Origin of the sequence: Ruicaihuangia caeni (assembly GCF_040536845.1) — a bacterium.
Taxonomy (GTDB): Bacteria; Actinomycetota; Actinomycetes; order Actinomycetales; family Microbacteriaceae; genus Ruicaihuangia; species Ruicaihuangia caeni.
Genome location: NZ_CP159582.1, coordinates 254653 through 268049 on the forward strand (window position 1 = coordinate 254653; position 13397 = coordinate 268049).

12 protein-coding genes and 2 tRNA genes are annotated in these 13397 nt (G+C 65.4%); 8 read left to right on the plus strand and 6 right to left on the minus strand.

Translation table 11 applies throughout. The annotated features are described in order from the left end of the window. Positions 1–33 precede the first annotated feature (33 nt). Positions 34–2049 carry a M3 family metallopeptidase gene (locus tag ABV606_RS01190; protein WP_353988043.1) on the plus strand — a complete coding sequence of 672 codons (2016 nt, stop codon included), beginning with the start codon at positions 34–36 and terminating at the stop codon, positions 2047–2049. Here ABV606_RS01190 and clpX read toward each other — a convergent pair whose 3' ends face one another. Beyond that, on the minus strand, positions 2050–3327 hold the full coding sequence (gene clpX / locus ABV606_RS01195) for an ATP-dependent Clp protease ATP-binding subunit ClpX (protein WP_281487586.1): 1278 nt from the start codon (positions 3325–3327) through the stop codon (positions 2050–2052). Positions 3328–3500: 173 nt separating this feature from the next. Between clpX and ABV606_RS01200 the strand changes: the two genes are divergently transcribed. Continuing rightward, positions 3501–4118: a copper resistance CopC family protein gene (locus tag ABV606_RS01200; protein WP_353988044.1), complete on the plus strand. Its 618-nt coding sequence runs from the start codon at positions 3501–3503 to the stop codon at positions 4116–4118. 99 nt (positions 4119–4217) lie between these two features. Here the strand turns inward: ABV606_RS01200 and ABV606_RS01205 are convergent, their stop codons facing one another. The 5 genes from ABV606_RS01205 to ABV606_RS01225 all read right to left on the minus strand — a co-directional run bounded on the left by ABV606_RS01205 (position 4218) and on the right by ABV606_RS01225 (position 8449). Continuing rightward, on the minus strand, positions 4218–4877 hold the full coding sequence (locus ABV606_RS01205) for an ATP-dependent Clp protease proteolytic subunit (protein ID WP_281487584.1): 660 nt from the start codon (positions 4875–4877) through the stop codon (positions 4218–4220). A gap of 22 nt (positions 4878–4899) precedes the next feature. Continuing rightward, positions 4900–5496 (minus strand): ATP-dependent Clp protease proteolytic subunit, encoded by a 597-nt coding sequence (locus ABV606_RS01210; protein ID WP_353988045.1) that lies wholly within the window; start codon positions 5494–5496, stop codon positions 4900–4902. A 109-nt stretch (positions 5497–5605) separates the two neighbouring features. Continuing rightward, positions 5606–6832, minus strand: a complete 1227-nt coding sequence (locus ABV606_RS01215) for a trans-sulfuration enzyme family protein (protein ID WP_353988046.1) — start codon at positions 6830–6832, stop codon at positions 5606–5608. A 141-nt stretch (positions 6833–6973) separates the two neighbouring features. Further along, positions 6974–8338 (minus strand): trigger factor, encoded by a 1365-nt coding sequence (gene tig, locus ABV606_RS01220; RefSeq protein ID WP_353988047.1) that lies wholly within the window; start codon positions 8336–8338, stop codon positions 6974–6976. 33 nt (positions 8339–8371) lie between these two features. After that, a tRNA-Pro gene (locus ABV606_RS01225) sits at positions 8372–8449 on the minus strand. A 232-nt stretch (positions 8450–8681) separates the two neighbouring features. Between ABV606_RS01225 and ABV606_RS01230 the strand changes: the two genes are divergently transcribed. The 6 genes from ABV606_RS01230 (at position 8682) to ABV606_RS01255 (ending at position 13299) form a co-directional block, all read left to right on the plus strand. Further along, positions 8682–8755, plus strand: a tRNA-Gly gene (locus tag ABV606_RS01230). 203 nt (positions 8756–8958) lie between these two features. Next, positions 8959–9453, plus strand: coding sequence for a bifunctional nuclease family protein (locus tag ABV606_RS01235; RefSeq protein WP_353988048.1), 495 nt, complete (start codon positions 8959–8961; stop codon positions 9451–9453). Between the two features lie 305 nt (positions 9454–9758). After that, complete coding sequence (locus ABV606_RS01240; protein WP_281487578.1) at positions 9759–10547, plus strand: ABC transporter ATP-binding protein; 789 nt, start codon at positions 9759–9761, stop codon at positions 10545–10547. After that, positions 10544–11383 (plus strand): ABC transporter permease, encoded by an 840-nt coding sequence (locus ABV606_RS01245; RefSeq protein ID WP_281487577.1) that lies wholly within the window; start codon positions 10544–10546, stop codon positions 11381–11383. Before ABV606_RS01240 ends, ABV606_RS01245 begins: the two co-directional genes overlap by 4 nt. Before the next feature lie 51 nt (positions 11384–11434). Then, entirely contained in the window at positions 11435–12484 is a 1050-nt protein-coding gene (locus ABV606_RS01250) for an ABC transporter substrate-binding protein (RefSeq protein WP_281487576.1), read from the plus strand. Between the two features lie 185 nt (positions 12485–12669). After that, on the plus strand, positions 12670–13299 hold the full coding sequence (locus ABV606_RS01255) for a dihydrofolate reductase family protein (RefSeq protein WP_353988049.1): 630 nt from the start codon (positions 12670–12672) through the stop codon (positions 13297–13299). Positions 13300–13397: the final 98 nt, after the last annotated feature.

Below are 13397 nucleotides of genomic sequence, written 5' to 3' on the forward strand. Positions count from 1 at the left end.
ACCCGTCGCGCGCGGCCCGGATATCGTTGCCGGATGGTGAACCCCCTGCTTGATGACAGCGATCTCGACTTCGGCATGCCGCACTTCGAAGCACTGCGTCTCGAGCACTTCGCTCCCGCGCTGGATGAAGCGATGGCTCGTCAATCGACGGCTGTCGAGCGGATCGCGACCGACCCCACACCTCCGACGTTCGAGAACACGATCGAAGCGCTCGAGCAGAGCGGCGCCTTGCTCGACCGGGTCACCGCCGTGTTCTTCAACCAGCTCGACAGCGACGCCTCACCGGAGATCGACCGCCTCGATGCGGAGTACTCGCCGAGACTCGCCCGGCACCGCGACTCGATCACCCAGCATCCGGGCCTCTTCGAGCGAATCGAGGCGGTATGGCAAGCACGCGCCCAACTGGACGAAGAAGCGAGATTCCTCACCCAGCGGTACCGCACTGAGTTCATGCGTGCCGGTGCTGCGCTGGATGATGCCGCTCAACAGCGTCTGCGAGAGATCAACGCAGAGCTCGCTGAGCTCACCAGCCGCTTTGACGCTCATTTGCAGGCCGATACGAACCACCTGGCTGTCGAGTTCGACGACCACGACGAACTCGCGGGCCTCGGTCCTGGCGAACTGTCGACCGCTGAAGCGGCGGCGCGCGAACGGAACAGCGCGGCGCGCTACGTCGTCGCGCTTCCCCTGCCCACAGGACACCCGTGGTTGTCCCTGCTCGAACGGCCGAGCACCCGCGAGCGCATCATGTCGGCCTCCCGCGCGCGGGGGTCTCGGCCGGGGGCGAACGACAATCGACCGTTGGTGCGGAGGATCGCCGAATTGCGAGCCGAGCGAGCGGGGCTGCTGGGCTTCGATGATCACGCCGCGTGGGTGACGGCTGATGAGACCGCGGAGTCACCTGCGCGCGTCAGAGAACTGCTGCAGCGGCTCTCGGCGGCCGCAGCTCGCAACGCACGCATGGAGCAGAGTTCGCTCGAGACGCTCGCCGGACACGACATCGCAGCGAGCGATTGGTCGTGGTACGACGAGCAGTTGCGGCAGGCCGAGTTCGATTTCGCCGCGAGTGAGCTGCGCCCATATTTCGAAGCCGACCGCGTGCTCCACGACGGCGTCTTCTTCGCCGCGAACCAGCTGTACGGCATCACCATGCACGAACGCGACGATCTTCCCGCGCATCACGCCGATGTGCGCGTGTACGAGGTGCGCGACCACGACGGCGCCCGCCTGGGGCTCTTCCTGTACGACGCCTACGCCAGGCCCTCGAAGCGAGGGGGCGCGTGGATGAACGAATTGCGCACCGGTGCCTCGATGCTCGGCGGCGACGCCATCGTGGTCAACACCCACAACATTCCGAAGCCCGCGGCGGGCGAGCCGACGCTGCTCACCTACGACGAGGTGAACACGCTCTTCCACGAGTTCGGTCATGCACTGCACGGCCTGCTGTCGTCGGCCAGGTATCCGAAGCTCTGGGGCACGAACGTTCCCCGCGATTTCGTCGAGTTCCCGAGCCAGGTGAACGAGATGTGGATGCTGTGGCCCGACGTGCTGGAGAACTACGCCGCGCACTACGAGACGGGCGAGCGGATGCCGCAGCGGCTCGTCGACAAGCTGCTCGCCGCCCGGAAGCACGGCGAAGGCTTCGCGACCAGCGAATATCTCGCCGCCGCGCTGCTCGACCAGGCCTGGCACTCACTCAAGCCCGGCCAGCGGGTCGACGACGTCGCGGTCTTCGAGGCTGCGGCGCTGGCCGACGCGGGGCTCGACAACCCTGCCGTCCCGCCTCGGTACTCGAGCACGTATTTTCAGCACGTGTTCGGCGGCGGCTACGATGCCGGCTACTACTCCTACATCTGGAGTGAGGTGCTCGACGCCGACACCGTCGAATGGTTCAAGGAGAACGGCGGACTCACACGCGAGAACGGCGACCACTTCCGGCGCACGGTGCTCTCGGTCGGCGGTTCCAAGCAGGCGCTCGAAGCCTTCCGCGAATTCCGCGGTAGGGACGCCGAGATCGAACCGCTCCTGCGTCGGCGCGGCCTCGAGTAGCTAGGCCGACTTCTCCTGCCGACGCGGCTTGATCGGCACGATGGTCGGCGCCGCGTTGTTCTCGACGGCTTCACGCGTGACGACCACTCGGGCCACGTTGCTCGCTGAGGGCACATCGAACATGATCGGCCCGAGCACCTCCTCGAGAATCGCGCGAAGCCCACGAGCGCCCGTCTGACGGACCACTGCGAGATCGGCGATCGCCTCGAGCGCCTCGGGCTCGAAGTCGAGCTCGACGCCATCGAGCTCGAACATGCGCTGATACTGCTTCACAAGCGCGTTCTTCGGTACCGTCAAGATCTGCATCAGCGCCTCGCGGTCGAGCTGGCTCACCGTGGTCACCACCGGCAGACGGCCGATGAACTCGGGGATGAGCCCGAACTTGTGCAGGTCTTCTGGCAGCACCTCGCTGAAGAGGTTGATGTCGTCGCCCTTGCTGTGCAGCGGGGCACCGAACCCGATGCCGCGCTTGCCGGCACGGTTCGAGATGATGTCTTCCAGCCCCGCGAACGCACCCGCGACGATGAACAGCACGTTCGTGGTGTCGATTTGGATGAACTCCTGGTGCGGATGCTTGCGCCCGCCCTGCGGCGGCACCGACGCGACCGTGCCCTCGAGGATCTTCAGCAGCGCCTGCTGCACACCCTCGCCAGAGACATCCCGCGTGATCGACGGGTTCTCGGCCTTGCGCGCGATCTTGTCGACCTCGTCGATGTAGATGATGCCGGTCTCAGCGCGCTTGACGTCGTAGTCGGCCGCCTGGATGAGCTTCAGCAGAATGTTCTCGACGTCTTCGCCGACGTAGCCGGCCTCGGTGAGGGCGGTCGCGTCGGCGACGGCGAAGGGCACGTTGAGCCGCTTGGCGAGGGTCTGCGCGAGATAGGTCTTGCCGCATCCCGTCGGGCCGATGAGCAGGATGTTGCTCTTGGCGATCTCGATGTCGTCGGCGTGCACATCGGCGGCATGCAACTGGTTCGCCGCCCGCACGCGCTTGTAGTGGTTGTACACGGCCACTGCCAGTGCGCGTTTCGCAGCGTCTTGCCCGATCACGTACTCGCCGAGGAAGTCGAAGATCTCGCGCGGCTTCGGAAGATCGAACTCGCTCGACGCCTCTTCGCCCGCCTCGGCCAAGCGCTCTTCGATGATCTCGTTGCACAACTCGACGCATTCGTCGCAGATGTACACGCCCGGCCCCGCGATGAGCTGCTGCACTTGCTTCTGGCTCTTTCCGCAGAACGAACACTTGAGCAGGTCGGCGCTCTCACCGATGCGAGCCATTCGCGGCCTCCCTCGAAGCTGGAGTTCGTGATACCGAGCCTAACCCGAGCGGCCGACACTCGCGTGCAGTCGGCGGCGGGTCGGCCACATGTTACGAGGCCTTCCAGGCTCGATCACTAGGGTGGGTCGCGGCCGAATCGGCCGGAACATCCTTGAACGCCGGAGGCACCCGCATGTCACGCCTGTCCCGTCCGCTCGCCGTCGCCGCGGCATCCGCCGCCCTTCTGCTCCTCGCAGCCGGCCCCGCCGCAGCCCACAGCACGGTCGTCGACTCGACGCCGTCTGAGGGCGAGGTGCTCACGACTCTGCCCGACCAGTTCTCGGTGACCGCGGATGAGGAACTGCTCGACCTGGGCGGCGAAGGGAATGGCTTCGCCATGGTGGTGCAGGATGCTGAGGGCCTGTACTACGGCGACGGCTGCGCCACCATCTCTGGCGACACGATGACAGCACCAGCACTGCTCGGCGAGCCGGGCGAGTACACGCTCACGTACCAATTGGTGTCTGGTGACGGACACCCTCTCTCGGGTGTCATCAGCTTCGAGTGGGCACCGGACGGCGATTTCGAGGCTTCTGCCGGCTCGCAGACGGCCGGTGCTTGCGTGGGCTCGAACGGCGACCAGGCAGACGACCAGCATGGCGAACAGGCCGACCAGCAGGACCCCGCCGCGGAGGGCGATGCCGCTGCACCCTCGACGCTGCCATTCTTCGTCGCCGGCGGTGTGGCGCTCCTCTTCATCGCGGGAGGCATCACCTTCGCACTGGTTCGACGCTCCGCGTCGAAGCGCTGACGCGCGCCGCGTCTTCCTCGGGCGAACAGCTCGAACAGCAGACGGCCGCCGGAGTACTCTCCGGCGGCCGTCTCGTCTGTCAAGCTCGTTCGACGATTGCTACTGGTTGATGGCCAGCGGCCCGCTCTTGCGGCTCGTGAGCACCTGGTCGATGAGCCCGTACTCGAGCGCGTCTTCCGCGCTGAGGATCTTGTCGCGGTCGATGTCCTTGTTGACCTGGTCGACGCTTCGGTTCGAGTGCTTCGACAGGGTCTCCTCGAGCCAGGTGCGCATGCGCATGATCTCGTTGGCCTGAATCTCGATGTCGGACGCCTGACCGCGGCCCGCCTCGCCCATCGCGGGCTGGTGGATCAGGATGCGGGCGTTCGGCAGCGCGAGCCGCTTGCCGGGCGTTCCCGCTGCGGTGATCACGGCGGCCGCCGACGCGGCCTGACCCAGTACGACGGTCTGGATCTGCGGTCGGATGTAGAGCATCGTGTCGTAGATCGCCGTCATCGCAGTGAACGATCCACCGGGCGAGTTGATGTACATCACGATGTCGCGATCTGGGTCCTGGCTCTCGAGCACGAGCAGCTGCGCCATGACGTCATCGGCCGAAGCGTCATCGACCTGCACGCCGAGGAAGATGATGCGGTCTTCGAAGAGCTTCGCGTAGGGGTCCTGGCGCTTGTAGCCGTACGCCGTGCGCTCCTCGAAGCTCGGCAGGATGTAGCGCGAGTTCGGCAGCGTGCCTGCGGCTCGGAAGGTTGGGGTTTCCATCTGTGTGATCTCTCGCCTTCCGTTACTTGTGGTTGTCGGTGTCGGTGCCGCCGCCGCCGATGACATCGGAGGCAGACGCCCGGATGTGATCGACGAAGCCGTACTCGAGCGCCTCTTCGGCCGTGAACCACCGGTCACGGTCGCCGTCGGCATTGATCTGCTCGACCGACTTGCCGGTCGCCGCAGCGGTGATTTCGGCAAGACGCTGCTTCATGTTCAGGATCAGCTGCGCCTGGGTCTGAATATCGCTCGCGGTGCCGCCGAAGCCGCCGTGAGGCTGGTGCAGCAGCACGCGGGCGTTCGGCGTGATGTAACGCTTGCCCTTCGTGCCTGCCGTGAGCAGCAACTGGCCCATGGATGCGGCCATACCGATGCCGACCGTCACGATGTCGTTCGGCACGAACTGCATGGTGTCGTAGATCGCCATGCCTGCGGTGATCGAGCCGCCCGGCGAGTTGATGTAGAGGTAGATGTCCTTCTCGGAGTCCTCGGCGGCCAGCAGCAGCAGCTTCGCGGCGATCTCGTTGGCGTTGTCGTCGCGCACCTCGGAGCCGAGCCAGATGATGCGGTCTTTCAGCAGTCGGTCAAAAACACTGGGTTGCAGTGTCGGTTCGGCCATGGGAGAAGCTCCATTCGATCGTCGCTTGCTTCGAATCTATCGACTCCAACGCGCGTGCTCCGCCGTGTTCGCCCAAGGCAAAGCGGCATCCCCGAATACGGATGTCGCGTCAGAACGTCGCGTCGAGCGCCGCCATGATGTCTGCAATGAGATCTTCGGGGTCCTCGAGCCCGACGGAGAGCCGCAGGTGCCCATACCGCTTGAACGGGTCTGGATAGGCGGTCACGCGGGGACCGTCGGTTCCCACGTGCACGATGAGCGTCTCGTCGTGGCCGAGCGACACTGCCGAGGTGATCACCCGCAGGTTCGAGACGAACCTGTTCTGAGTGCCGGAGTCGCCGTCGACAGCGAACGCGAGCATCGCTCCCCCGCCGTTCGGCAGCACCCGCTTCGCGAGCTCGTACTGCGGATGCGACGGCAGCCCCGGGTATGCGACGAACGCCACGCGAGGGTCGGCGTGGAGGAACTCGGCGACCCGCTGCGCGGAGGCGACATGCTGTCTCAGCCGAAGCGGCAGCGTCACGGACCCCCGCACGATGAGCCAAGCGTTGAACGGACTGATCACTCCCCCGACATCGACCATGGCATCGGCACGAACTCTCGCAACGAGCTCGCCGCGGCCGAGCACCGCTCCGCCCATCGCGTCGCCGTGACCATTGATGTACTTCGTCAGCGAGTGCACCACGAGGTCGGCTCCGTCGGCGAGCGGTCTCGCGAGCGGCGGCGGGGTGAACGTCGAGTCGACCGACAGCAGTGCTCCGGCCTCGTGCGCGATGGTGGCGAGCGCGCCGATGTCGGCGACGCGCGTCGTGGGGTTGGCGATCGTCTCGGTGTGGATGAGACGGGTGTTCGGCCGGACGGCCTGCCGCACGGCATCCAGATCGCCGGTGTCGACGAAGGTCGCCTGAATGCCGTACTTCTCTGGGAGCAGCTCGGTGAACAGCCGCCAGGTGGCCTCGTAGCTCTGATCGGTGACGACGACGTGGTCGCCCGAGCGCAGGAAGGTGAAGAACACGGCGTGCAAGGCGGCGACACCGCTCGCGAGCGACACGGCGGCCTCGGCGCCCTCGAGGAGCGCGAGCTTCTCTTCGAGCGCCTTCTGGTTGAAGCCTCCGTTGCGCGTGTACAGGGTGTGCTCGGGCGATGACCAGCTGATCGAGCTCGGATCGTCGGGCAGCGCGTACGAGTTCGCCATGACGAGCGGGGTTCGAACGGCACGAGTGCCCTCGTCGATGCGGTTGCCGGCGTGCACCGCCTGGGTGAGCGGCCGAAGGGATGCGGGCGCGTGCTTGTCGGGGCGCTCTGCGCCGGAGGGTGCACTCGGTGTGGCAGTCATCCCACGAACATTACGCCGACCGGATGCCGCAGCATCCGGTCATGACGCAGCATGACGACTCGCGGCGGCTGCGAGGCCGAGAAGAGCGAAGGCGGCCCGGTTGCCCCGGACCGCCTTCGCAACGTTCAATTCAGGAACGGATCAGTGCTCGTGACCTTCATGGTCGTGACCCTCATGCTCGTCACCCTCGAACTCGGAGGCGTCGATGACGTCGTCCGGGTTCTCGGTGGCCGCCGCGGTGAAGGCCGACAGGTCGACGGGCTCGCCCTTGTCATCGACGACCTTGACCTTGCTCAGCACGACCGAGAGCGCCTTCGAACGGGCCAGCTCACCGACGAGCGCGGGAATCTGGTTGTTCTGCGACAGCGCCTGCACGAACTCGCTCGGCTCCATGCCGTACTGCGCCGCGCTCTGGATGAGGTACTGGGTGAGTTCGGCCTGGCCGACCTTGACCTCTTCCTTCTCGGCGATGGCGTCGAGCAGGATCTGGTTGCGGAACGTCTTCTCGCTCGACTCGGCCACCTCGGCGCGGTGCTCGTCGTCTTCGAGTCGGTTCTCCTGCTCGAGGTGACGGTGCACCTCGTCTTCGATGAGCTTCTCGGGCACGGGGATCTCGACCAGCTCGAGCAGCTTCTCGACGAGCTGGTCGCGTGCCTGGGAGCCCTGACCGAAGGTCTTCATCGACTTGGCCTGCTCGCGCAGGTCTGCCTTGAGCTCGTCGATGGTGTCGAACTGGCTCGCGATCTGCGCGAAGTCGTCGTCGGCCTCGGGAAGCTCGCGCTCCTTGACGGCGTTGAGCGTCACGGCGATCTCGGCGGTCTTGCCGGCGTGGTCGCCACCGACGAGCTTCGACTCGAAGGTCGTGCTCTCTCCGGCGGTGAGCGAGTCGAGGGCTTCATCGATGCCTTCGAGCAACTCGCCCGAGCCGAGCTCGTAGCTGACGTTGTTCGCGGTGTCGACCTCGGTGCCTTCGATGGTTGCGACAAGGTCGACCTGAACGAAGTCGCCGCTCTTGGCCGGGCGGTCGACGGTGACCAGGGTGCCGAAGCGGGCGCGCAGCGCGTCGAGCTCCGACTCGACATCGGCGTCGGTCACCTCGACGGAGTCGACCTTGAGCTCGATCGAGTCATACGAGGGCAGCTCGAACTCGGGACGCACGTCGACCTCGACGGTCACGATCAAGTCGCCGGAGAAGTCCTTCTCGTTCGGCCACTGGGTGATGTCGGCCTCGGGACGACCGAGGGTGCGCAGTTCCTGCTCGGCGACGGCGTCGCGGTAAAAGCGCTCCAGCCCCTCGCTGACGGCGTGGTTGAGCACCTCGCCGCGACCGACACGCTGATCGATGATCGGGGCCGGCACCTTGCCCTTGCGGAACCCGGGGATCGTCACCTGCTCGGCGATGTGCTTGTACGCGTGGTCGATGCTCGGCTTGAGCTCTTCGGGCGTGACAGTGATGGTGAGCTTCGCGCGCGTGGGGCTCAGCTTCTCAACCGTGGTGTTGGCCAATGCGGGTTCTCCTGTGTCTAGCGAAAGCTGGGTTGGTCGGGGCGACAGGATTCGAACCTGCGGCCTCCCGCTCCCAAAGCGGGCGCTCTAGCCAAGCTGAGCTACGCCCCGGCGCCGGTGCTGCTGGCGATCCACGGCGCTGCGCCACGCTTGCGACTGCACCACCCGAAAATCGGCCTCGGCAAGTCTAGCGGAGGAGCACCAATGAGCGCGCCAGTCCATCTTGCACCGAAACGTGACGTCGGCCGGATGCTGTCATCGTCGAAGCGACGCCTGGCCATGCAGTAGGCTTGCCTTCGCACTTGCGCGGAACCGCGCTGCGAACGAAAATCGAATAAAATTCGGGGCTGTAGCTTAATGGTAAAGCCTTAGTCTTCCAAACTAATGACGCGGGTTCGATTCCCGTCAGCCCCTCCACACTGACGAAGGTCGCCCCTGTGGCGGCCTTCGCTCGTTCAAGACCTCGCTCGTTCAAGTGCAGCGGCGGAGCGACCGCACCGAACTCGGCGACGAACAGAGTGCAGGCTCGCGGCATCCCTGGAAGGACCGAAGGTTCTGGCGGGTTTCAGGGTGGGCGCTTACCCTACGAGCGACACCCGGGATGTCGAGGAGGCGCCCTCATGGTTCAAGTTCGTGTGGTCGGCGTCGCAGTGGATGTGAACGCGCAGCCTGTCGTCCTCTTGCAGCCTCTGACGTCGGTCGACGGCGAGGAGAGGTTCTTGCCGATCTGGATCGGAGCGCAGGAGGCGACGTCGATCGTCATCGCCGCGCAGGGCGCCGAAGCGCCTCGCCCTCTCTCACACGACCTCATGAAGAGCATGCTCGACGCGCTCGACGCCTCTGTGGAGCAAGTCGAGGTGACGCGGATCGACGCGGGCACGTTCTACGCGGAAGTGACCCTCGAGGGCCCAGCCGGTCGGCAGATCCTCGACGCCCGCCCCTCCGATGCCATCGGTTTGGCGCTGCGCACGGGCGCCGTGATCTGGGTGGCGGATGAGGTCTTCGAAGAGGCGAGCATCCCCGCAGACGCCGCGCGCGTCGAGAGCGAGGAAGAGAAGCTTGCGGAGTTCAAGCAGTTCCTCGAAGACGTCGACCCCGAGGATTTCCAAGGCTGACCCGCAAGCGGGCTTCGCGCACGAACCGCTCTTGATACCGCCTCGGCCAGACTTCGCGACGCTACGCACAGCAGGAACTCTCGCCAGCGATGGCAGAACTGGCCGGCGTGCGCGCACTACCAAGCCCAGACGGCCTGCGCCCCAGGCGTCGACGCGCCCCCAAGCCGAGAAACCGGCAACTCACCCGATTCGGGATACTGAGCGATTTTCGTTTGTTTCTCTCACATGGTGCATGTTCTGTCTTGCAATGCGAGAACAGTCGCATAGAATCGTCGGAGCGTAGACCGGAATCAAGGAGGATCTGGGTGACGGCCAGTGGCATCTTCGCTGAAGGGATCGATATGACCTTCACGCGGAATCGTATGACTCATCATGTGCTCTCAGCAGTGGACGTCGATATCGCGCCGGGCGGTTTCGTCTCACTGCTCGGACCCTCCGGCTGCGGCAAGAGCACGCTGCTGAAGATCCTTGCAGGGCTCCAGGATCCGACCGCCGGCACCGTGCTCATCGGCGGCACTCCCGTCGCCCGCGCGGTCGCCGAGGGCCAGATCGGCCTGGTGCAGCAGAAGCCAGCGCTCCTTCCGTGGAAGACCGCGCTCGAGAACGCCGCGTTCCTCATCGAGATGACCGGCGACCGCGCCACAAAGCGCACGGCGAAGGAACGCGCCGCTCAGGCTCTCGAGCTCGTGGGGCTCAGGGGCGCCGAGAACAAGCTTCCCCACGAACTGTCGGGCGGTATGGCGCAGCGAGTCTCGATCGCACGCGCACTGGCGCTCGACCCCAGCATCCTGTTCATGGACGAGCCCTTCGGAGCGCTCGACGCGATCACGCGCGACCAGATGAACGAGGCGCTCTACGACATCTGGACCCGTACCCAGAAGACGGTCGTGTTCGTCACTCACTCGATCCCCGAGGCCGTGTTCCTGTCGCAGACGGTGCACGTGATGAACGCGAACCCCGGACGCATCTCGCTCAGCGTCGACATCGATCTGCCCGGGCCGCGTTCGACTACGAGTGCGCAATTCCTCGAGTACGAACGGGTGCTGCACGAAGAGCTCGACCGCAACGTTGAGGAAGCGAGGATCTCCGCATGAGCACCGACACCGTCACCATCGCCGTGCGCCGCTCCGCTCACGGGCCGAGCGCGGGGCAGCGCATCGCCGAACGCTGGTCGGCGCTCTGGCCGAGCGTCACGCTCTTCGCGGCCGTCCTGATCGCGTGGGAAGCGATCGTCGTGATCTTCGACATCTCGAGCTTCATCATCGCGAAGCCGAGCGAGATCGTCATGGAGACCATCGCGTCGTGGGATCTCCTCATGGAGGCCAGCTGGGTCACCACCCAGGAGATCGTCTACGGCTTCGTGCTGAGCATTCTGCTGGGCGTCGGCCTCGCGCTCCTCGTCGTCCGCTTCAAGTGGCTCGACCGCGCGCTCTACCCGCTGATCGTGCTCTTCCAAGTCGTGCCCAAGGTGGCGCTCGCGCCGATCTTCATCCTCTGGTTCGGCTACGGCCTGACCCCGAAGCTCTGGCTGATCGTCGTGATCGCGTTCTTCCCGATCACGCTGAACATGATCGTCGGCCTCAAGAGCTTCGACCCGGATCTGCAGTTGCTGACCAAGTCGGTCGGCTCGTCGCGCAGCCAGTTCCTGGCGAAGGTGCAGTTCCCGACGTCGCTCCCCTATCTCATGGCCGGACTTCGCATCGCGATCACTCTGTGTGTGATCGGCGCTGTCGTGGCCGAGTTCTCGGGGGCGTCATCGGGGCTCGGGTACCTGATCCAGTTCGCATCGACCCAGCTCGACACCCCGCTGATGTTCGCGGCACTCGTCGTGATCTCGGTGCTCGGGCTCGTGCTCTACTACGCGATCTTCTGGCTCGAGCTGCTCGTCGCACGCTTCTACCCCCACGTGCGCACCACCCAGGTCCAGTAGCGAATAGCACCCATCCAGCAACACCCCTCACCATCACCAAAGGAGACACCTATGTCACGACGCCTCATCGGCAGCCTCGCCGCCGTGGCGCTCAGCGGCCTCGTTCTGAGCGGCTGTGCGGCATCCGACCAGGGTTCAGCGGAGAACCCTGACGCCGCGAAGGAGATGGACCACGTCACGGTCCAGCTCGACTACGTGGTGCGCGGCAACCACGCGATGTTCTTCGTCGCCAAAGACCAGGGCTTCTTCGAGGAAGAGGGCATCGTGGTCGACGACATCATCAAGGGCACCGGCTCGCCCGACGCGATGCGCATCGTCGCGGGCGGTCAGGCCGACTTCGGCTTCGGCGACCTCCCGACGCTCGCCACGGCCAACACGCAGGGCGCTGAGGTCACGGCGCTCGCCGCCGTGAACCAGGTCTCGCCGCTGTCGATGTGCTCGCTCGCCGACAACCTCGAGCTGAACAGCGTCGACGACCTCAAGGGCAAGAACATCGGTGTTCACCCCGCGGGATCGACGTACATCTTCTGGCAGGCGCTGCTTGCTGCGAACGGCCTGACCAAGGCCGACGTCAACGAGCTGACGGTCACCCCTCCCTACGAGAGCTACCTGCTCACCAAGCAGGTGGATGCGGTGATCTGCTACATCGACGCGGAGGTGCCTGAGCTCGAGGCCAAGGCCGGCGGCGAGGGCAGCCTCAGCATCTTGCACGGCTCCGAGAACGGCTACGACGTCTACGGGTCTGGCATGTTCACCAGTGCCAAGCTCATCGATGAGAACCCCGATCTGGTGCAGCGGTTCACCAACGCCTACCTGAAGGCATTCCAGTGGGTCATCGACAACCCGGAGAAGGCCGCCGAGATCACCGCCGCATCGTCGAGCGAGCTGAAGGGCAAGACCGACATCTTCCTGAAGCAGCTCCAGGCCGACATCGACTTCACCTTCGAGAGCGCGGAGACCGATGAGCTCGGACTCGGTGCTATGAACGCCGAGAAGTGGCAGAAGACTGTCGACATCCTCGCCGATCAGGGAGTGATCGAGAGCAAGCCTGAGATCAACGCGATCTTCGACAGCAGCTTCGCGGAGAACGCGGCCAAGTAGTCGAACGTCGACCCGCTCACTGGAGCGGGAGCCAGCGCCCCAGGTTCCGCACATGGAACCTGGGGCGCCCTCGTTTCGCACTCTCGCGGACAGGACCGTTCGGCACTGGACGGACCGGCTGCGCGCGTGCAGGCTGAGTTCGGTGGAGGAGGCAGACGCCCCCTGCCCGGCCGAAGGGACCAGCCATGGGCATCATCGTCGCGAACATGTTCCTCACGCTCGACGGCGTGTACCAAGCGCCAGGCGGCGTGGACGAGGACCGCGAGGACGGGTTCGAATACGGAGGTTGGCAGGCGCCGTTCGCCGATGAGGCCTCGGGCGAGTCGATCGGGGAGCAGATCCAGCGGCTCGACGCGCTCCTGCTCGGCCGCAAGACGTACGACATCTTCGCCTCGTACTGGCCGAAGATGAGTGATGACCACCCAGTTGCCGCGAAATTCAACGCGGTGCCGAAGTACGTGGTCTCAACGACACTCGGCGAGCCGGAGTGGGCCGGGACGACCGTGCTTCCGCATGCGATGGCCGCGGCGCACCTTCGGGAGCAGTACGACGAAGTCCATCTCTTCGGCAGCGGTGATCTGCTGCGATCACTCTTCACGGAAGACGTGGTCGACCGACTGAACCTGTGGCTGTATCCGATCACGCTCGGCCAGGGAAAGCGCTTCTTCGGAACCGGCACGATCCCGGCATCCTTCAGCCTCGTGGAACCGGCCCGCAGCTTCGACAAGGGAGCGGTGTCGCTGAAGTACCAGAGATCGGGCGAGGTCGAGACCGGCGATATGGACGACGTCGACGCTCGCAGCTCGGTGGAGTAGCGCTCCCACTTCGCGTTCCCCAGCGCGACCTCGCGGGCCCCGTGCCACCACTCGCCCTGCCGCTAACGTGATGGCGGACGTGACGCCGCGAATGGGGG